A 20,138-nucleotide genomic window follows, 5' to 3' on the forward strand; every position below is an offset into this window, starting at 1 on the left:
CCGTTCATCTTTCGGGGACAGAGTGGGAAGGGTGGGGGGGGTCAGGCCAGCGTCAGGCCCCACCGCTGCAGGATCGGGTTGACCTCCTGGTAGTAGGTGGTGCCGCCCCAGCTGCAGTTGCCGGAGCCGCCGGAGGTGACGCCCTGGGCCTGGTTGCCGCTGACCCAGGAGCCGCCGGAGTCGCCCGGCTCGGCGCAGACGTTGGTCCGCGTGAGCCCGTACACCGTGCCCTGCGGGTAGCGGACCGTCTGGTTGCGGGCCTGGATGGTGCCGCAGTGCCAGCCGGTGGTCGACCCCGAACGGCAGATGGACGAGCCGATGGGGGCCCGCGCGGACCCGGCGACGTTGACCGTGCCTCCGGAGTAGTCGTTCACCCGCGGGGTCGGGTTCCATCCGGCGTTGGCCCGCACGTAGCCCATGTCCCGGCTGGGGAACACGGAGCCGGCGAACGATCCGCTGCCGCCGTTCGCGCCGGAGACGGAGTCTCCCGCGCCGCCGCAGTGGCCGGCGGTGACGAACCCGGTGGTGACCGCGAAGCCCACGGAGCACCGCGAACTGCCGTTGATGTAGTAGGCGTCGCCGCCGACGATGTCGGCGAAGGTCTCGGGCTGCTCGGTGCTTTCCTCGACCTTGACGGCGCCCTTGGCGACGCCCGCCTCGGCGACCAGCTTCCTGCCGGCCTTCGCGGCGCCCTGCTCGACCGTCATGACCACGGTGTCGGCCTCGACGTCGGCGTACCAGCCGGTCACACCGGAGGCGGCCTCCTCGGAACTGGCGTTGAGGTCGGCCACGACCTTGTCGAGGGCCTTCCGGCCGTAGGTGACGACCTCCGCATCGGCGCCGGCGTCTTCGACCGTGTCGGCCGCGTCGGCGTCGGTGACCGAGACCGTCAGCTCACCGGTCTCGGTGTCGAACACGGCTCCGCCGAAGTCGGAGCCGAGGTCGGCGCGCAGCTCGTCCTGGAGGGAACGGGCCCGGCTCTCCTGCTGGATCAGTTGCTTCGCCTCGGACTCGGTCAGCCCGAGGTCGCGCTGCATGGCATCGAGCTGTTCGGGCGCCGCCGTCGGTGCGGGGTCTGCCGCCGCGGCGGTGGTAGCCGCCGCCATCAGTCCCATGGACAGGACGACGCCGCCGAGTGCCATGAATCGGGGGGATTTTCGCACGTGCCTTACTCCTTGAGCGGGGGTGGAAAAGGACAGCTACGCCCGGTGTCGGGACCGGACGCGAATCCCCGGCGGGGTGGACCTTGTGGGCCCGGTGCCCGCCGCATTCACCGAACGTTCGGTGAATGGGTTGAAACGATAAGTGAAGTTCACGGCGAGCAACAGACCCGACACGGAACGGGATACCGGACCACTCGGGACCGATGCCGCGAGTCACCTCTAGACCGGCGACCTCAGCAGGCCCGCCTGACGTCGGATTTCACGAACACGAAACAACGCTCGACCGACTCGCGATTGGCGACACAAGGGATGATCTTGGCCAGATGCGGCCAATTTATCCACAACTCCTAAGACGGAAGAGGACGTACAAGCGCACCAACGAGACGGTTACGCACCGAACAGGCCGAAGAACCAGACAGAAAGAGACTTGCGCACGTGCACGCCGCAGCCCCTCCACTGCCGCGCCACCGCCGCCTGGCAAGCCGTCGACGCACGTCGCAGTGGGCCCGGCGGCCCCTTCGGCCGTGCCCGGCGCCGGGTCCGCTCCGTATATCGCGGGCGGGCAGCGTGCATCGGGTACCGCATCCGGGAAACAACTATCTGTGACGGACTACCGATTCGGAGGGGGACCGTCATGGAGATCGTCTTCAGCATCATCTCCGCGCTGATCATCGGACTCGTCATCGGTGTCCTGGCGCGGATCATCCTGCCCGGCAAGCAGAACATCTCCATCTGGATGACGATCGCCGTGGGCGCCGTCGCGGCCCTGATCGGCACGGCGATCGCGGGCTTCGCCGGATACGCCGACACCCCGGGCATCGACTGGTGGGAGCTGATCACCCAGCTGGCACTGGCCGTGGTCGGTGTCGGGCTCGTCTCGGGCATGGGCGGGCGCGAGCGCGACTGATCGCCGGCAGCCGGCGCTGCGAACCGCGGCGCACCGGGACGCTGCGAGGGCCTTCTAGGTGACTTCTAGGCGGCCTTCCGCGACCGCGGAGCCGACCAGACTGCCGTCCCGGTAGCGGACCGACCGGTTCACGGACCGACCGCAGCCCGGGCGCCCTACCGCCGCCCGGGTTTCGGTCATGCTTATTCGGGGGAATGATCAGCCGGAAATTGCCCGCCACAGATCGGGGCACAGGCGACAAACCCCCGCGAGTCGCCCGCGCGTCCGTGGAATCGATCTCGTAGGATCGCCCTGCATCGCCGGAGTCGGCCCGCCACGGGCCGTCGCGGCCGCACGCCGCACCCGCCGCTCCGCCCGCTCCCCTGTCGCGGCCCGGCGCATCCACCTCAGCGCGCCTGCTCCCGACCGCTCCCGCCCCCTGCATGAAGAGACTCCGTATGCCCGACGACGCTCGCGGCGCCGACTCCGGTTCCGCCGACCCCAACCGCCCGCAAGCCCCCGAGCAGACCCGCGAGTCCGGCGCATCGGCGGCCCGGGAGGTCGGCGGCGCCTCCACCGAGTCCGAGGCGGAGGGCGGAGCGCGCCGAGGCGAGAGCGGGACTGTCGGCGACCAGGCGGAGTCCGCCGCGAAGGAGGACCGGCCAGATCCCGCGACCGGCGAGCCCGGCGCCCAGGAGTCCGGAGGTAGCGAGGCGGCCGGCGCCGCGGGGCGCCCCGGCGTGTCCGCCGAGTCGGCCGCCTCCACGGGCAGGGCACGGAACGAGGAGCGGACGGAGACCGCGGAGAACGGGGACGCCGCCGACGACTCCCATTCCCGCAAGCCGACCGCCACCGCCCCGCGGTCCGCGAAGCGCCGCCGACTGCCGCGCCTGGCCGCATGGACGGCGGCGCTCGCCGCGGTCGTACTGGTCGCAGCTGCCGGGACCGCCTACGGCTACTACCACTCCCTGCAGAACGACATCGTCCGCCACGATCTGGACGCCGCCCTGGACGAGGAGGACCGGCCGGAGAAGATCGGCGACGACGTCAACATCCTCTTCATCGGCTCCGACGGCAGGGAAGGCGGCAACGCCGCCTACGGCGGGCGCGACTTCGTCGGCGAGCGCTCCGACGCGCTGATGCTCGCCCACATCTCCCCCGACGGCCGCGCCACAGTCGTCAACTTCCCGCGCGACTCGCTCGTCCAGCTGCCCGAATGCGCCCCCTACGGCGAGACCGAGGGGACCGCCGGATACCACGGCATGATCAACGCCGCGCTGTTCCACGGCGGCCCTCCGTGCGTGGTGAAGACCGTCGAGTCGCTCACCGACATCCGCATCGACCACTTCGCCCACCTGAGCTTCGTCGGCTTCCGGGAGATGATCGATGCGATCGGCGGCGTGCGGATGTGCATTCCGCAGCCCATGCACGACGAGCGCGCCCAGCTCGACCTGGAGGCGGGCGATCAGCGGCTCAGCGGTGAGGAGGCGCTGTCCTTCGTCCGGGCCCGCTACGAGATCGGCAACGGCGGCGACATCGGGCGCATCGACCGCCAGCAGATGTTCCTCGGAGCACTCGCCGACGAGGTGACCGACAGCGACCTGCTCACCCGCCCCGGCCAGGCCACCGGAATGCTGCGCGCCGTCACCGAGCACACCGGGACCGACGACGAGTTCACCCTGCCGACGATGGTCTCCATCGCCTCGACGCTCGCCGGAACCGACCTCTCCGACATCGCCTTCTACACGGTGCCGTGGAACCGCGCGCCCCTCGACCCCAACCGGGTGGTCTGGGACGAGGCCGCCGCGTCCCGCCTGTTCTCCGCCGTCCGGCACGACCGGCCGGTGGAGGACCGGCTGCTCGTCACCGGCGAGGAGGACACCGGCGGCTCCGGTTCCGACGATCCGGCCGCGTCGGACGACGCCGGGGGCGGATCGGACGCCGCCGCCACCCCGGAGCCGAGCGCCGACGACCCGAGCGCCGGACCCACCGCGTCCGCCGCACCCATCGAGGGCCGCGACGCGACGTCCAATCCGTGCGCCAACGGCCTCGGCCGCGGCACGGAGAGCGCCGAGGAGTCGCGGATGTGACCGATCCCCGCAGCAGCGCCGGCTCCCATCGAAGGCCCATCGCCACCCCCGGGCCACTGCTGGTAGTTGCGCGAGTACTTTGCGAGTAATTCTGCGTTTTGTGCGAACCGATCCCCCCGGTTCGCGCGTCCGACCTATCGGGTATCACCGTCCCCGCACCACACAGTGGCCGACAAGCCTCCGCCGCCGAGTCGCGGTGGCACCACCTCCCCGCCACATCCGGGACCGTGCCCGCAAACCGACGACCTGGAGGACCCCCGAAGTGACATCCCGCTTTCCACGCCGGCGCACGGCCGCGCTGTGCATCGCGAGTGCCGCGGTCATGGTCGCGGCCTCCGCATGCAGTACCGCCCCCAGCGAAGGCGACCTGGCCAACGAGGAGCCCACCGTCGCCAAAGCCCAAGTGACGATCACCCCTGAGGACGGCGGCACCGAGGTCCGACCCGATTCCCCGATCGTCGTCAGCGCGGACAACGGCACGATCACCGACGTGCAGGTCGAGCAGTCGCTGTCCGAGGGCGAAACCGGCCAGAGTGAGGCCGCCCAGGATGAGGCCGCCCAGGGCGAGACCGACGAGAGCATGACCGGCGCCTACAACGACGACAAGACCGAATGGGTCAGCGAATGGACGCTGCACCCCGGTAGCGACGTCACGGTGACGGCGGTGGCCGAGAACAAGGAAGGCACGAGCACCGAGGTCATCAGCGAGTTCTCGACGGTCCCGCCGGTCGAGGGACAGCGGCTGGAGATCAAGAGCATCAACGTCGAACCCGACAGCACCGTCGGCGTCGGCATGCCGGTGATCGTGGACTTCGACATGCCTGTGCAGAACAAGGCGCAGGTCGAGGCCGCCATGGAGGTCTCCTCCGAGAAGCCCGCGCAGGGCGCCTGGAACTGGTTCGGCGACAAGCGGGCCGTGTTCCGGCCCGAGGAGTACTGGGAGCCGCACCAGAAGGTCACCGTGAACCTGAACCTCGCCGGTGTGGCGGCCTCCGAGGGTGTGTGGGGCATCGAGAACCGCGAATTCGAGTTCGAGGTCGGGCGCTCCCAGATCACCACGATCGACGAGAACGCCCACCACATGACCGTCGAACGCGACGGCCAGACCATCAAGGAGTTCCCGGTCAGCCTGGGCAAGGCCAACGTCCGGAAGTACACCACCACCTCCGGTACGCACCTGACCATGGCGTTCCACACCGACTACCGGATGAGCAACGACACCCTGGGCGTCTCCAAGGACGACCCCGAGTACTACGAGGAGTACGTGGACTACGCGGTCCGCATCTCCAACTCGGGCGAGTTCCTGCACACCGCCGACTGGAACTACCAGCTCGGCGAGGCCAACACCAGCCACGGCTGCATCAACATGAGCGTCGCCGACTCCCGCTGGTTCTACGAGGAGAGCCTGCGCGGCGACCCCGTCGACATCACCGGCACCGACCGCGAACTGCCGGTCGACAACGGCTGGGGCTTCTGGCAGCGCTCCGCCCAGGAGTGGATCTCCCAGAGCGCGACCGGCGAGGCCGACGACACGACCGAGCCCGGCACCCCGGGCTCGCCGCACCACCAGCAGTGATCGGCACCGTCCGCCGGAGCGAGGCCGACCCGCGGACGTGATGCGCCCGGCCGGTCCGGACCGGCCGTGAGGCCGGCATGAGAACGGGGCCCGTCCCACCCGCCGAAGCGGTGGGACGGGCCCCGTTTCGTGTCGGAGCGGGGCCCGCGGCGCGGCTCGGCCACGGGTCCCCGCCGGGCGGGTGCCGCAGTCGGCCCCTTGAACGCCGCCGCACCGGCGCCCGGCTCCGAGCGGACGGCGGCCGCCTCCGGAACGTCCCCAAGGCCCCCGCCTTCATGGGGGTGTCCCGTGGGGCGACCGCCGGACCACCCGTCACCGGTCCGGGCTACCCCCTGCCGCGAATGCGACTGCCCGAATACCGGTTGGCCTCACGTTCGAAAGTCCTTCGGGTGGATCGGACCACTGCCCGATTCGATACCGCGCGCCCCTTGCCGGCGATGGTTTCCGCCGCGGTGGCGCAAGGGCCCCGAGCGCCGGGGCCGGACCGGGAATCCGCCCTGGGAACCCCCACAGTTCCCAGGGCGTCGCGTCCGGCCGACCGCCGAGCGCCCGGGGCCGGTGTGCGCCGCGCCCCGGACGGGTCGGGCAGCGCACGATCGGGACGGCTCGTGCCCGAGCCGATCAGGCGAAGGCGCGATCAGAGCGCGGGCGTGCCCACACCCTGGACGACGTCGACGACGCCGGTCGCCCCTGCGCCACCGGCCGCGGCCTCGGCGACGTCACCCGCGGCCTCGCCGGTGTCGACCTGCTCGGTCACCTCGTCCAGCGAGGGGGCCTCCTGCTTCACAGTGTCCGCGTCCGCGGCACCGCCGACTTGCTCGGCGCCGGGAACGGCGGACTCCACGGCCTCGGTGTCGGCGCCCTCCACCGAGATCGGGGCCTCGGGCAGCTGCTCCTCGACGCTCCCGGTGGAGGGCGCGGGCAGCTCGCCGGCGAGGCGGCCGGTCTCCTCGGTGGTGTTGGGCAGGACCGCGCCGGCGGACTGCTCGACCGCGGTGCCCACGGCCTCACCGGCGATCTCCGAGGGGCTGCCCTCGACGGACGCGGGGGTCGGCAGCTCGTTGCGCAGCGGCAGCGTCTCGGTGGCACCGCCGGGCATGCCGGGCAGCAGGCCGCCGCCACCGAGCAGGTCGGTCACCCCGCTGGTGGGCAGCATGCCGGCGGGACCGCCCTGGCTGGGCACGACGCCCTGCGCGGGCAGGGTGGTCCCCACGCCGTCCACGGGAGCCGCCTGCGGGACGGTGCCCTCACGCAGCGGCAGGGTCTGGCCGCCGCCCAGCAGGTTCGTCAGCTGCCCCAGCGGCAGCGCCTCCGTGCTCGGCATCCCCGCGGGCAGAGTGGTCCCCACACCGTCCACCGGAGCCGCCTGCGGGACGGTGCCCTCACGCAGCGGCAGGGTCTGGCCGCCGCCCAGCAGGTTCGTCAGCTGCCCCAGCGGCAGCGCCTCCGTGCTCGGCATCCCCGCGGGCAGAGTGGTCCCCACACCGTCCACCGGAGCCGCCTGCGGGACGGTGCCCTCACGCAGCGGCAGGGTCTGGCCGCCGCCCAGCAGGTTCGTCAGCTGCCCCAGCGGCAGCGCCTCCGTGCTCGGCATCCCCGCGGGCAGAGTGGTCCCCACACCGTCCACCGGAGCCGCCTGCGGCACCACGCCGCTGCCCAGACCCACGGTGTGCCGGGCCCGGTCGAGCGCGTCGTGGACGGTGTCGAGCTGGGCTTGGGCCTGCGGGCCCACGGGGGACATGTCGCCGGCCGGGGTGCCCAGGTTCACGGTGCTCGGCGCGGGCTGGGCGTTGCGCAGGTCGGCCTCCTTCGCCTTGGCGACCAGCGACGAGGCGCCACCGCCCAGCCCCGCGGGCAGGCTGGTCTGGACGGGGGACGACTGCGGCGCCAGGGAGTCAGTTGCGCTCAGCGCGCCGAGGTCGTCGGCTCCGGCGGATCCCGCGCCGAGAGCGGCGACGCCTGCGGCACCGGCCGCCACGAGAACGGCCTTGGCGGACTGGCGAGCGAACTGGAACATGGAACGTCCTTCCGGATCGTAGGAGTGTCGATTGCAGTTGGGGATGGACTCGGATGCGGTCCGTTTCCGCGGTGACGCCCTGGCCGGGGGCGCCGACCGCGGTCTTCTGGGATGACTTCGGGAATTCCTCCCGGCGGCTCCGCGTCCGCGCGTGGCTGGCGCGGACGGTGGATGCCGGGATCAACCTGAGGATCTGGCGGACCTCGGGCTGACGTGAGCCTCGTGCCGGAGACGCGTGGAGTCGCTTCCGATCACGGGCACGGGGCTCACGTCAGCCCCCAGTGGACGGATTCGCCGCTGGACCGCGGGCCGGGTGCCAGAAGAGGTGCACGCTGCCGCCGAGCCGGAGAAGGCGGCGGTCGGCGCGTCCCAGGCGGAGGGTCCTAGTCGGGAGAGAAGGTGGGCTGCTCGCCGAGGTCCTGCGGAACGTCGGCGAGCGCCGGGCGGGGGCACTGGAGCGAGCCCGCCGCCGGGACGGTGGAGGTCCCTGCGGGGATGTATCCGGCGCACGTGCCGCCGCCGGACTGAGATGTGTTCACCGCGGATCCCACGGCAGCCGCGTCGGGGCGGTCGGCACCGGAGGAGCGCGGTTCCGCGGCGTCGTCACCGGTGGTGTCGGCAGCGGCGCCGGGCGCGGCGGGGCCGTCGTATTCGGCGAAGGCCGCCGCTGTACCGGCGTGCACGGGCACCTGAGCGCCGGTCGTGGACGGAGTGCGGGTTTCGGCCGGAGCCGATCGGGCGCCGGAGGGCGGCGCGTTCTCCGCGTCGGCGGAGGGACCGGCCGAACGGCCGAAGTCGAAGGGGGGATCGAATGCGGGCAGCGTGACCGCGCCGCGCATGCCGGCGGGGCCGAACCCGTCCATGCCGAGGCCCGGGAGGCCGTCGGGGCTGCTACCGGTTACGGCTGCCTCGGACACGGCCGCGGCGGCGTCGGACGCGCTCGCGGCGGAGATGGAGATGGGCACGGTGTGCCCGGCACCGCGACCGACTTCCCGGACGGCCGCCACGGTGCCGCCGATCCCCTCGGAGGCGGCGGAGCCACGCTGCTGCGACCCGGCCTCGGGAGCGTCCCCGCCCGAGCTGCCGGTGACGGCGGAAGTCGCGGAGCCGATCGGCTCGCCTGCGGCTTCACCGACCGTGTCCTGGAAGTTACTGGAATCGGAGTCGTTGGTGGAACCGCCGCCGTCGTCGGTCGCAACGCCGGAGGCGCCGCCTTCCGCCGCAGCCGAGGCGCCGTCGGCCGACTCGGTGGCTGTGGCGGCCGGCGTGCCCTTGGTGGAGCCGGCGACGGCGCCGAGGTCGGCGGTCGAACCTCCGCTGGTGACGCCGAGGTCCTCCGCGTCCTGCTGGGGCTCCCGTCCCTCCCGGTTCTCCCAGACGACGGCGGAACCGGTGATCGCGGAGCCGGACGCGGAGACGTCCGGGGACTCCTCCGCCGCGGCACCCGCGGCGCCGACGAACCAGGCCCCCGAGAGCAATCCCGCCACGACCAGCCACCGACGAGCCGACGGGCGCGCCGTCCAGGACCGCTGCAGCGCACACACACCGGCGGCGACGCGTGCTCCGCGTCCCGAACGGTGTATGCGCGGCATGGGTTCCCTTCCAGGGCGGTGCGCTGCCGAAGCCTGCAAAAGACCGCAGGAGTCGGCGAAGTCCAAAGGGGAGGTGCGGCGCAGCTCGATCGCTTCCGCAATTACGGACGCAACAGAGAACGCCAGACGGATGTCCGAATCCGGGCTCGATCCCGACAGTACGTGACCGTAGCACGATCACTACGCCGCGCAACCGACTAACGGCAGAATTGCCGGCGGGGATGCCGTGTATGGGCGTGGGTGAGTGCTTTCTCCTCCTGCTCGTCGCGGCAATCGAATGCTGAACTACGACCGGCGGGATCCGGCGGGATCCGGCGGGATCCGGCGGGAGGCATCCCCGTGAGGTAGGAGAGCGGCGACCTGGCAATGGCCGGCGTGTTGCCCCACGGGCGGCCTTCGGGGATGGGGTTGGGAGCGGGGTTCGGGGGCGGGCGGAATCTGGGCCCGAGGAGTCTGCGCCGGGCGGCTCGGGTGTGCTGTGCGGCCCTCTCGGTCTGCCGGGCGGCAGGTGGACTTGGCTGAAAAGCGGCGGCGACAGTGGCGGATGGCCCAGCCCGCGCCCAACGGACCGGGTGCCCGACGGTGGCGGCGGCCGACGAGGCGGCGACGACGGCGAAGGGCTGGGCCCGTGCCCAACGGGCAGGGTGCTCGCCGGTTGAGCATGCGGCGGGGCGGCTCGGCTTCGCTGTGCGGCCTTGTTGGTCTGCCGGGAAGCGGACGACCTCATAGGAAGGCGGCAGCGAGGACGGCGGACGGTCGGGCCTGCGCCCATCGGGTCGGGTGCCCGCCGGTGGCGGCGACCGACGAAAGCGGCCCCGGTCCGCTGGGCGGCCTTGCCGGCCTGCCGGGAAACGGGCAACCTGACGGAGAACGACGGCGGCGACGGGGGCGGATGGCCCAGCCCCTGCCCAACGGACCGGGTGCCCGACGGTAGCGGCGGCCGACGAGTACGGCGACGAGCCGGCGGGGCCGGGCCCGCGGTGGTCGGCGGCAATCACCGCCCCTGGCCGCGGTTGGTTGAGCCCCGGGAGCCGCGGCCAGGTTGCCAGTCAGGGCCCGACACGGGGCAGTCGGCGGCGGCCATGCAGCCCGATCGGGGTCACGAGTTGCACGTGTGTGCGGCGGCAACCGCCTCGGCGCCACCCTCACACCACCATTCCGCGATACGGAACAACGCGTTGTTTTGCCCACGGATACCCGAGCACCGGCGCCGGTAGGTCCCCTATGCCGGTCCATCCGGCGATGATCGCGAACTTATGGCCGCGGGATGCGCTTTCCTGCGACCATAAGTTCACGATAGACGGGTCAAGCCGCGCCGAGTCTACGGCGGCCCAACGCCGCCCCCGCCCGGCGCGCCACCGGCGAGCACCCGGCCCGACCCGCCAAGATCCGCCAACACCGCACGGCCAACCGAAACCGCGCCGCCGACGACCGTGATCGCCCTCATACCGGTGATTCCCCAATCGGTTCGGCGGCACATGATTCTCCGGTGCGCGTGCCGTATCCTGCCGAGGACCGGGCTTCCGCTCCCCCCGCTGGACCGGCATTGCGGTCGATCGCCTCCGCCCGGTTGCGGTGACTGGGCCTGCCCCTCTGGCCCGTATCCGCTCATTCCGGCAACGACGATCGCGCTCCGCGATAACGTATGCACCCGGAGGTGTGCATCCGATGTCTGACATCCCGGAACGCTCGCTGCTCCCCAAGATGCGACTCGACGAGCTCATCTCCGAGCTCCACGTGCGGCTCGAATCGGCGCTCTCCACTCGCGACCGCGTGCACTCGCTGCTTGAGGCGGTGCTGTCCATCGGCAGCGACCTGGACCTCGCCACCGTGCTGCGCCGGCTGACCGAGGCGGCCGCGACCCTGGTCGACGCCCGCTACGCGGGGTTGGGCGTACTTGACGACGACGGCCGCTTCGCCGAGTTCATCCCGGTCGGGCTCAGCTCCGAACAGGCCGAGGGGATGCACGTGTTCCCCTTCGGCAAGGGCATTCTCGCCGTCCCCACGCGCGACCGCGCCGCGCTGCGGCTGCGCGACCTGGCCGATCACCCCGACTTCCACGGGTTCCCCGAGGGCCACCCGCATATGCACTCCTTCCTCGGTGTGCCCGTCCAGGTGCGCGAGGAGGTCTTCGGCAACCTCTACCTCACCGAGAAGCGCAACGGCGGGGAGTTCGACGAGGAGGACGAGGCGATCGTCACCGCGCTGGCCACCGCCGCCGGTGTGGCCATCGAGAACGCCCGGCTGTACGAGGAGACCCGGCTGCGTGAGCGCTGGTTGGCCGCCTCCACCGAGATCACCACGCGGCTGCTCTCCGGCGCCGACAGCGACGAGGTGCTCGGCTACCTCGCCCAGCAGTCGCGCGAGATGTCCGACGCCGACGTCGCGGTGGTGCTCCTGCCCGAGCCGCGCGAGCGCGACCTCATCGCCGAGATCGCCGACGGCCCCGTAGCCGACCAGATCATCGGCAGCCCCGTCACCATGTCCGACACCAAGTGCGGCTGGGTCTACCGCAACGGCGCACCCGCCACCATCGACGACCTGCGCCAGGCCAAATGCCCGATGCTGACCCACCGCGGGTTCGGCCCGGGACTGCTCGTCCCCATCGGCACCCCCGACCACACCCGCGGGGTGCTGCTGCTGGGCAAGATGAGCCCGCGCTCCCCCTTCAACGAAGCCACGCGGCGGATGATCGACGCGTTCTCCGCGCAGGCCGCCGTGGCGCTGGAATTGGCCGAAGCGCGCCGGGACGCCGAGCGGCTGGTGGTGCTGGAGGAGCGCGACCGCATCGCCAAGGATCTGCACGACGTCGTCATCCAGCGGCTGTTCGCGTCGGCCATGACGCTGATGAGCACGGTGCGGCTGATCGGCGACGGCGAGGCGGGCGGACGAGTCCAGCGGACCATCGACGACCTCGACGAGACCATCCGCGAGATCCGCTCCACCGTCTTCGCGCTGCAACTGCCCTCCCAACCACAGCAGTCGTCGCTGCGCGACCGCATCCTGACCGCCGCCGAGAGCGCCGCACGGTCACTTGGCTGCCAGCCCGGCGTACGGCTGGAGGGATCCATCGACACATCGGTGCCCGAGGAGGTCGGCGAACAGCTGCTCGCGGTGCTGGGCGAGGCGCTGTCCAACGTCGCCCGGCACGCCGACGCCTCCGAGGTGCACGTGTCGGTGCAGGCGGACGACCGGCTGACACTGCACGTCGACGACAACGGCCGCGGCATCCCCGAGAACGGGCGCCGCAGCGGCCTGCGCAACCTGGCCGAGCGGGCGTCCTCCCTGGGCGGCGAGTTCAGCGTCGACGCGCCTCCCGCCGGCGGGACCGGACTGCGTTGGAGCGTGCCGCTGCGCAGCCGCCGCGAGGGCGCGGCACGCGTGCCCGCCTGAGGCTGCCCGCCCTCGCCCCGCAGGAAGCGCCTCGGCGGCGTCAGCGGCGCTTGTTGCGCAGCTCCGCGACTAGGATCGCCGCCTGGGTGCGGCGCTTGAGGTCCAGCTTGGACAGCAGGCTGGACACGTAGTTCTTCACGGTCTTCTCCGCCAGGTACAGCCGCTCGCCGATCTGCCGGTTCGTCAGCCCTTCCCCGATCAGGTCGAGGATTTGGCGCTCCTGGGGGCTGAGTTCGGCCAGCGGGTCGGGGTCGGGCGGCCCCTCGCGCAGCCGGTCGAGCATCCGCCCGGCGCTGGCGGGGTCGAGCAGGGACCCGCCCGCGGCGACGGTGCGCACCGCGCCGACCAGGTCGGCTCCGTGGATCTGCTTCAGCACGTAGCCCGCTGCGCCCGCCATGACCGCGTCGTATAGGGCGTCGTCGTCGGCGAAGGAGGTCAGCATCAGGCAGGCGATGCCGGGGTGGTCCGAGCGGATCTCGCGGCACACGCTCACGCCCGAGCCGCCGGGCAGCCGCACGTCGAGCACCGCCACGTCGGGCGAGGCCAGCGGGATGCGGGAGAGCGCCTGCTCGGCGGTACCGGCCTCGCCGACGACGCGCATGTCCGGCTCGCCCTCCAGCATCGCGGCCACACCCCGCCGGACCACCTCGTGGTCGTCGACCAGGAAGACGCGGATGGAGTCGGACCCGGGCTCCGCGCCCGGCTCGCCTGCCGCCGTCATCGACGCCTCGTTTCGCTCGCCATACCTGCCCGGCTACGACGTTAGCCGCCCGCGGCCGCACAAGCACCGTCGAAAGCCACGAATCGCGCGGGACGAAGGTCCCGACGTGCGTGCGGCGCGCGCGGAACCCGGGCGGCGAGCCGCTGCGGCGTGCGCCGCCCGGGTCGGTGCGCGCGCCGCCTCGTGGACGTCCGCGCACGAGCGCTCCTCAGGGGCGCGCGTGCTCCCACGGGCGGGCGGTCTCGAACGCGTGGCAGGCCGCCATCACCAGCGCGTCGCCGTGGCGCGGCCCCACGACCTGCAGGCCGACCGGCAGGCCCGCGTCGGTGAACCCGCAGGGGACGCTGGCGGCGGGCTGCTGGGTCATGTTGAAGGGGTAGCTGAACCCCGCATACGCGGTCCAGCGCCGGTCGGCGGAGTCGGCCGGCGCCTCCAGACCGGCGTCGAAGGCGGTGATGGGCATGGCGGGGGTCAGCAGCATGTCGTAGTCCCGGTGGAAGCGCCCCATCGCCTCCCCCATCGCCATGCGGGTGGACATGGCGGTCAGGTAGTCCTGCGCGGAGTAGGTCAAACCCTCCTCGATGATCTCGCGCAGGCCGGGGTCGAGCAGTTCGCGCTGGGTTCCGGTGAGCTTGTCGGTCGCCTTGGCGGCGCCCGTGTACCAGAGGATCTGGAAGTGTTCCCGCGATTCCGGAATCGGCGGGTCCGTCTCCTCGACCACGGCGCCCATCTCCTCGAAGGCCGTGACCGCATCGGCGACGATGCGGGCCACCTCCGGGTCGACCGACAGGTGGCCCAGCGCCGGGCTGTAGGCGATCCGCAGCCCGCGCATCGGCGTGTCCAGCGACTCGGCGAAGGACACCGCGGGCTGGGCCAGCCGCGCCCAGTCGCGGGCGTCGGGCCCGGTGATGACGTCGAGCATGAGCGCCGCGTCGGCGACCGTGCGCGTCATCGGACCGGAGTGCGCGAGGCTGCCGAACGCGCTGGCCGGGTAGTGCGGCACGAGCCCCCACGTGGGCTTGATGGCGAAGACGCCGGTGAAGCTGGCGGGGATGCGCACCGACCCGCCGCCGTCGGTGCCGGTGGCCAGCGGGCCCATGCCGGACGCGAGGGCGGCCGCCGCGCCGCCGCTGGAGCCGCCCGGCGTCTTGGCGAGGTCCCAGGGGTTGCGGGTGATTCCGGTCAGCGGGCTGTCGGTGACGCCCTTCCAGGCGATCTCGGGCGTAGTGGTCTTGCCGACGAACACCGCCCCGTCCTCGCGCAGGCGCGCAACCACCGGGGAGTCCTCCGCCCAGGTCTGGTTCTGGTCGGTGGTGAGCGAGCCGCGCAGCGTGGGCCAGCCGCGGGTGAACATGATGTCCTTGATCGACGTGGGCACGCCGTCGAGCCGGCCGATCGGCTCGCCGCGCCGCCAGCGCTCTTGCGACTCACGCGCCGCGGCGCGTGCCTCGTCCGGCTTGACCAGGCAGAAAGCGTTCAGCGCGGGGTTGTCGCGGTCGATGCGCTCCAGCACGGCGTCGGTGGCCTCGACCGGGGAGAGTTCGCCGCGGGCGTAGCGGTCGAGCAGCTCGGTGGCCGAGAGCCGCGCCGGGGAGTCGGCCGGCTCCGCGCTCGCGGGGGCCGCGCTCGCGGGGGTCTCTTCGCCCCGCGGCGCCTCCGCCTCCGGGTCGCCCTGCGAACCCTGGTTCAGCCCCTCGAACCTGGTAGTCAATCTAGCGTCCTTCCTGTGCGTTGCGCGTGGGTGGGCGGAGCGCGGATCTCCCCGGTCGCCGCGCCCGCCGACGGGGGCGGAGGCGGGGGCCGGGGCGGGTGTCAGGGGCCGGAGACGTAGCCGCGGGTCTTGTCGACGACGTTGAGCAGCGGCCCCTCGTTCAGGAAGCGGTCGAGGTTGTCGGCGAACAGGTCGACCAGCTCGTCGCGCCAGCCGACCACGTCGCCGGACATGTGCGGGGAGACGACGACTCCGGGCATGTCCCACAGTGGGGAGTCGGCGGGCAGGGGCTCGGTGACGGCCACGTCGAGCGCCGCGCCGCGCAGCTCCTGCGCGCGCAACGCCGGCACCAGCGCGTCCTCGTCGACCAGCCGGCCGCGGCCGACGTTGATCAGCCGGGCGGTGTCGCGCATGTGCGCGAAGAACGCGGCGTCGGCGAGGTTGCGGGTGGCTGCGGTGAGCGGGGCGGCCAGCACGACGTAGTCGGCGCGCGGCAGCGCCTCGGCCAGTCCGGGTGCCGCGGTGTCCAGGGACGCCTCGACCACGGTGCCGAAGTCGGGGTCCTCGGGGCGCGCGGTGCGGCCCGCGCCCTCGACGCTCATGCCGACGGCCCGCAGCTGGCGGGCGATGGCGCGTCCGATGGGCCCGGTGCCGATCACCAGGGCGTGCCTGCCGCCGACGCGCTCGGTCTCGCGGTGGTGCCATTCGCGGCGGCGCTGGAGGTCGAGGGTGGTGGGCAGGTCTTTAGCGAAGGAGATCACGAGGCCGAGGACGTACTCGGCCATCGGCTGGTCGAATACGCCGCGGGAGTTGGTTACTACGACGTCGCCGCCGACCATCGCGTCGAACATGAGGTTGTCGACCCCGGCGGTGGCGGCGTGCACCCAGCGCAGGCTGTCGGCCTTGGGCCAGGCGGCCTTAAGCGCCTCGGAGAAGAGGTCCCAGACGAAGAGCGCCTGCGCCCCGGGCAGGACCTCGCCGAGGGTGTCGGCGGTGGCGTGGCGCACCGAGGCCAGCCGCGGGTCGGCGTCGAAGCGCTCACCGCCGGGCGGCAGGTCGTCGCCGTGCAGGACGACCAGGTTGACCGGGTCGGTGTGCGGCGGGTTTGCGGATGTCACTGCGGGCGGCTCCCGGTTCACAGACGTGGGCGGCCTGATGGTGTCGTTGCTCTGTCTACCCTCGATCACTGCCGTCGTCGCGGTTGTCGGCCGCCGCGTCGCGATCCTCGGCCGCCGCGACCGGCGACCGCCGCACGCGCGGCCGGTCGGCCCGGGAACAGGCGCCGTCGTTGCGAAGCGGTTGAAACGCTAGGGAGCCTCCGTAGGATTGTCAACAATATCCGGCGAAGTCGGCGATGCAGCTTGATCGGGCCGGATCGGCACGGCGGCGGCGCGGGGGCGCCGTGGGCGATGCCGGCGCGCCTTGCCGACCGACAACCGCCGCCGGGTTCCCCGTGGCGGCCGCCGCGTCGGCGAGCGACATGTCACGAATAAATAACACGTCGCTGCCCTCCTGCGTTGCCGCACCCGGCACTGAACTTGTATGATTGTCGACAATCAGCACCGTCGAGCCTGCTGTTCCGCTCCGCCCCCGCGGCGCTGGACACCGCGGTGCTGAGCGTTGACAAGTCGACAGGGCTCACGGACCGGCGGCGCCCGAGCGGGGCGGCTGCGACAACAGCCCGTTACCGCACCTCCTGCACGCCACGTCCCGCCATCGGCCGAACCGACTCTTGCGGGGAGACCTCGCCCCGGATCGGCGTCGGCCGCCCCGTCACACGTCCCACTCCCGCCCGGAGACGACCGATCCGTGTCCGCGGCGGCGCATCACGGTGCCCGCATTAGAAAGGCCCAACACGACGATGCCCAGGTACATGACCATCAGCCTGGAGAAGCGCGGCGTCTCCTGTGTGGCCGAGCTGCTCGACGAGGACGCTCCCCGCACCTGCGACGCCGTCTGGGAGGCCCTCCCCCAGGGCGGCGACGTTTACCACGCCAAGTACGCCCGCAACGAGGTCTACGCGATGTTGCCCCGGTTCGCCGCCGAGGAGCCCGGCCAGGAGAACCCGACGGTCACCCCCATCCCCGGTGACGTCGTCTACTTCTCCTTTCCCGGGGGCATGCTCGACCGCCGCTTCAAAGAGGAGAAGGGCATCGACCACCTGCCGGGCGTCATCGACCTGGCGATCTTCTACGGCCGCAACAACCTGCTGCTCAACGGCGACGTCGGCTGGGTGCCGGGCAACGTCTACGCCTCGATCGTGGAGGGGCTGGCCCCCATGGCCGAGGCGTGCAACGACGTCTGGCGCGCCGGCGCCGTCGGCGAGCGCCTCGTCTACCAGCGGCTCGAAGGCTAGCGCCCGCAATCCACCGAGGGCCGCACTTCCCGCGGCCCGCCAACCCGAGAACACGAAGAGAAGGAGGTGAGTGACCAATGCGGACCGATCGAACCGAGACCGACGGAGCACCGGCGAACGGCGGCGAGAAGGAGGAGCGGGTCCTCCTGGAACACCCCGGCGCGGCGCGCGCCACCGGCGCGGCCGGCCCGGAGGAGTCCCCCTCGGCGTCCGCCGGCGTGGTGGAGCTCTCCGCTCTGGCCGAGACTCCGTGGCAGTCGGGGGTGGGCATCGTCGCGCCCTACGACTTCGCGCTGGACCGCGAGCTGTGGCGCTGGGCGCCCGACGACGTCTCGCTCTACGTCACCCGGCTGCCGTTCGTCCCCGTGCCGGTGACCGTCGACCAGGCTTCCGCGCTGAGCGACGGCGACAACGTCGCACGGGCCACGCGCGACCTGCTGGCTCCCGAACCCCTCGTGGTGGGCTACGCATGCGCATCGGGCAGCTTCGTGCACGGCGCCGACGGCCAGCGCATGCTCCGCCAGTCGATCCTCGACGCCGGCGCCCCCGCGGCGGTCACCACCTCCGGGGCGCTGATCCAGGCGCTGCAGGCCCTCGACGCGCGCCGCATCGCCGTCGTCACGCCCTACGTCGACAGCGTCACCGACCGGCTGCTGGACTACCTGGGCGAGCACGGCGTGGAGGCCACCTCCAGCGTCGGCCTGGGGCTGCTCGGCCACATCTGGAAGACGACCTACTCCGAGGTCGTCCAGGCCGTGCGCGACGCCGACCGGCCCGAGGCCGAGGCCGTGTTCATCAGCTGCACCAACGTGCTCACCTACGACATCATCGCGCCGCTGGAGCGCATGCTCGGCAAGCCGGTGATCGCCGCCAACCAGGTGACCATGTGGTCCGCACTGCAGGCCATGGGGCGCCGGGCCGTCGCCCACGGCCAGTACCTCGTCGACGCCACGGCGCAGAGCACCGCGGCATGACCCCCACGAAGGACATGACCGACTCTTTCGGCACGGTCGGTCCGGCCGGCAGGGCCAGGACAGCCAGGACTGCCACCGGACCGAACGGCCCCCGAACTCCCAGAAGGGGTGGTACGCGCACATGACCAGCGTCGGATTCCTTTACCCGGGCTACAGCGCCGAGGACGACTACCCGGTGTTCGAGCGGATGCTGGGCGGCGACGTCCGGCTGCACCTGGTGCACACGCTGATGCGCGAGGACGCGCACCGCATCGACGCGCTGCTCGACGTGGGCGGCTCGGACGTGCTGGGCGAAGGTGCCCGGGAGCTGCGCGCCCGCGGGGTCGACGCCGCGGTGTGGGCATGCACCAGCGGCAGCTTCGTCTTCGGCTGGGAGGGTGCCCGCACCCAGGCCGACGCGGTGGCCGAGGAGGTCGGCGCGCCGGCGTCCAGCACGTCGTTCGCCTTCGTCAACGCCGTGCGGGCGCTGGGGATCGGCCGGGTCGCGATCGCCGCCAGCTATCCCGACGACGTCGCCGAGCGCTTCGTGGAGTTCCTCGGCGCGGCCGGGACCGAGGTGGTCGCGTGGGCGGGCCGCGGCATCGTCACGGCCGCCGAGGTCGGCACCCTGCAACCCGCCGATGTGCTGGACTGGGTGGCGGCCGGAGACGACCCCGGGGCGGAGGCGGTGCTGGTGCCCGACACCGCCCTGCACAGCGCCGCCGTACTGGAGGACCTGGAGGCGCGGCTGGGCAAGACCGTGCTGACCGCCAACCAGGTCAGCATCTGGGAGGGGCTGCGCCTGGCCGGGGTCACCGCCCCCCGCGAAGGATTGGGCAGTCTCTTCCGGGCAGGGGCACAGGCGGCGGCCGCAGCCGAGGCTTGAGCCCGCGTGCGCGTCCCCGGCGCAGCGCCGCGCCGGGGACGCGTCGGAGCGGGGCACGTGTGTGCAGCAGAAAGAGAGGAGAACGGATGCTATGAACTCCCACGGCGGACTCGAACCGGTGCCGCGGAGATCCACGGCCGCGCTGATCGCCGACCAGCTGCGCTCGGCGATCATGTACGGCCACCTGGCACCGGGCGACCAGCTGGGCGAAACCGACCTCGCGGCACAGCTGGGGGTCAGCCGCGGCCCCTTGCGCGAAGCCATGCAGCGGCTGGTCCAGGAAGGGCTGCTGCGCAGTGAACGGCACCGCGGCCTGTTCGTCCGCGAACTCGAAGCCGAGGACGTCCGCGACATCTACGTGGCGCGGCTGGCGGTCGAGCGCGCCTCCTGTGAGCTGGTCATGCGCGGCAACCGGGGAGAGGCGCTGGCGCGCCTGACGGCCTCGCTGGAGGAACTCGTCCAAGCGGCCGAGACCGGCGACCGCACCGCCATGAGCGACGCCGACCAGGCGTTCCACCAGACCCTGGTGAGCTGCTCGGGCAACCGGCGGCTGGAACGCATGGCGCAGACGCTGCTGGTGGAGACCCGGATGTGCCTGACCGTGATGCAGGACGTCTACCCCGAGGCCGCCGAGCTCGTCGACGAGCACCGCAAGCTGCTCGACGCCATAACCGAGGGCGACGAGAAGCAGCTGCTGAACCTCATCGAATCCCACATGCTGGACACTGTGGACCGCATCAACACCACCGGCCCCGCGGCGATCCGGCGTTCGACAAGCGCGCAGAACTGAGCGG

14 protein-coding genes are annotated in these 20,138 nt (G+C 72.3%); 8 read left to right on the top strand and 6 right to left on the bottom strand.

Features of this window, described 5'->3' with window-relative positions:
- Positions 1-41: 41 nt before the first annotated feature.
- On the bottom strand, positions 42-1,163 hold the full coding sequence (locus EKD16_RS23605) for a S1 family peptidase (protein WP_131101522.1): 1,122 nt from the start codon (positions 1,161-1,163) through the stop codon (positions 42-44).
- 634 nt (positions 1,164-1,797) lie between these two features.
- Here EKD16_RS23605 and EKD16_RS23610 point away from each other — a divergent pair.
- The 3 genes from EKD16_RS23610 (at position 1,798) to EKD16_RS23620 (ending at position 5,715) form a co-directional block, all read left to right on the top strand.
- A complete protein-coding gene (locus tag EKD16_RS23610; RefSeq protein WP_131101524.1) occupies positions 1,798-2,070 on the top strand; it encodes a GlsB/YeaQ/YmgE family stress response membrane protein in 273 nt (90 codons plus the stop codon).
- Between the two features lie 437 nt (positions 2,071-2,507).
- On the top strand, positions 2,508-4,139 hold the full coding sequence (locus tag EKD16_RS23615) for an LCP family protein (RefSeq protein WP_131101526.1): 1,632 nt from the start codon (positions 2,508-2,510) through the stop codon (positions 4,137-4,139).
- A 322-nt stretch (positions 4,140-4,461) separates the two neighbouring features.
- On the top strand, positions 4,462-5,715 hold the full coding sequence (locus EKD16_RS23620) for a L,D-transpeptidase (protein ID WP_131102899.1): 1,254 nt from the start codon (positions 4,462-4,464) through the stop codon (positions 5,713-5,715).
- A 637-nt stretch (positions 5,716-6,352) separates the two neighbouring features.
- Here the strand turns inward: EKD16_RS23620 and EKD16_RS23625 are convergent.
- Positions 6,353-7,732, bottom strand: a complete 1,380-nt coding sequence (locus tag EKD16_RS23625; protein ID WP_131101528.1) for a hypothetical protein — start codon at positions 7,730-7,732, stop codon at positions 6,353-6,355.
- Positions 7,733-8,115: 383 nt separating this feature from the next.
- Positions 8,116-9,219: a hypothetical protein gene (locus EKD16_RS23630; RefSeq protein WP_131101530.1), complete on the bottom strand. Its 1,104-nt coding sequence runs from the start codon at positions 9,217-9,219 to the stop codon at positions 8,116-8,118.
- Positions 9,220-10,992: 1,773 nt separating this feature from the next.
- On the opposite strand from EKD16_RS23630, the gene EKD16_RS23635 reads away from it, so the two are divergent.
- Positions 10,993-12,717: a sensor histidine kinase gene (locus EKD16_RS23635; protein WP_131101532.1), complete on the top strand. Its 1,725-nt coding sequence runs from the start codon at positions 10,993-10,995 to the stop codon at positions 12,715-12,717.
- Positions 12,718-12,757: 40 nt separating this feature from the next.
- Here the strand turns inward: EKD16_RS23635 and EKD16_RS23640 are convergent, their stop codons facing one another.
- The 3 genes from EKD16_RS23640 to EKD16_RS23650 all read right to left on the bottom strand — a co-directional run bounded on the left by EKD16_RS23640 (position 12,758) and on the right by EKD16_RS23650 (position 16,267).
- Entirely contained in the window at positions 12,758-13,438 is a 681-nt protein-coding gene (locus tag EKD16_RS23640; protein ID WP_131101534.1) for a response regulator, read from the bottom strand.
- Between the two features lie 208 nt (positions 13,439-13,646).
- Entirely contained in the window at positions 13,647-15,149 is a 1,503-nt protein-coding gene (locus EKD16_RS23645) for an amidase (RefSeq protein ID WP_242677143.1), read from the bottom strand.
- A gap of 101 nt (positions 15,150-15,250) precedes the next feature.
- Positions 15,251-16,267 carry a D-2-hydroxyacid dehydrogenase gene (locus tag EKD16_RS23650; RefSeq protein ID WP_131101536.1) on the bottom strand — a complete coding sequence of 339 codons (1,017 nt, stop codon included), beginning with the start codon at positions 16,265-16,267 and terminating at the stop codon, positions 15,251-15,253.
- A 755-nt stretch (positions 16,268-17,022) separates the two neighbouring features.
- Here EKD16_RS23650 and EKD16_RS23655 point away from each other — a divergent pair.
- From EKD16_RS23655 to EKD16_RS23670, 4 genes are all read left to right on the top strand, one after another.
- Entirely contained in the window at positions 17,023-17,505 is a 483-nt protein-coding gene (locus tag EKD16_RS23655; protein WP_207391627.1) for a DUF3830 family protein, read from the top strand.
- 77 nt (positions 17,506-17,582) lie between these two features.
- Positions 17,583-18,479 (top strand): maleate cis-trans isomerase family protein, encoded by an 897-nt coding sequence (locus EKD16_RS23660; RefSeq protein WP_165498651.1) that lies wholly within the window; start codon positions 17,583-17,585, stop codon positions 18,477-18,479.
- Positions 18,480-18,600: 121 nt separating this feature from the next.
- On the top strand, positions 18,601-19,344 hold the full coding sequence (locus EKD16_RS23665; RefSeq protein ID WP_131101540.1) for a maleate cis-trans isomerase family protein: 744 nt from the start codon (positions 18,601-18,603) through the stop codon (positions 19,342-19,344).
- Positions 19,345-19,435: 91 nt separating this feature from the next.
- Positions 19,436-20,134, top strand: coding sequence for a GntR family transcriptional regulator (locus tag EKD16_RS23670; protein ID WP_131101542.1), 699 nt, complete (start codon positions 19,436-19,438; stop codon positions 20,132-20,134).
- Positions 20,135-20,138 lie beyond the last annotated feature (4 nt).

The organism is Streptomonospora litoralis, from assembly GCF_004323735.1.
GTDB classification, from domain to species: Bacteria; Actinomycetota; Actinomycetes; order Streptosporangiales; family Streptosporangiaceae; genus Streptomonospora; species Streptomonospora litoralis.

Bases quoted from the DNA above. Each gene is read 5' to 3' on its own strand.
- EKD16_RS23610 (WP_131101524.1), top strand. From the start codon at position 1,798: ATGGAGATCGTCTTCAGCATCATCTCCGCGCTGATCATCGGACTCGTC.
- EKD16_RS23625 (WP_131101528.1), bottom strand. From the start codon at position 7,732: ATGTTCCAGTTCGCTCGCCAGTCCGCCAAGGCCGTTCTCGTGGCGGCC.
- EKD16_RS23620 (WP_131102899.1), top strand. From the start codon at position 4,462: ATGGTCGCGGCCTCCGCATGCAGTACCGCCCCCAGCGAAGGCGACCTG.
- EKD16_RS23655 (WP_207391627.1), top strand. From the start codon at position 17,023: ATGACCATCAGCCTGGAGAAGCGCGGCGTCTCCTGTGTGGCCGAGCTG.
- EKD16_RS23665 (WP_131101540.1), top strand. From the start codon at position 18,601: ATGACCAGCGTCGGATTCCTTTACCCGGGCTACAGCGCCGAGGACGAC.
- EKD16_RS23640 (WP_131101534.1), bottom strand. From the start codon at position 13,438: ATGACGGCGGCAGGCGAGCCGGGCGCGGAGCCCGGGTCCGACTCCATC.
- EKD16_RS23635 (WP_131101532.1), top strand. From the start codon at position 10,993: ATGTCTGACATCCCGGAACGCTCGCTGCTCCCCAAGATGCGACTCGAC.
- EKD16_RS23615 (WP_131101526.1), top strand. From the start codon at position 2,508: ATGCCCGACGACGCTCGCGGCGCCGACTCCGGTTCCGCCGACCCCAAC.
- EKD16_RS23670 (WP_131101542.1), top strand. From the start codon at position 19,436: ATGAACTCCCACGGCGGACTCGAACCGGTGCCGCGGAGATCCACGGCC.
- EKD16_RS23660 (WP_165498651.1), top strand. From the start codon at position 17,583: ATGCGGACCGATCGAACCGAGACCGACGGAGCACCGGCGAACGGCGGC.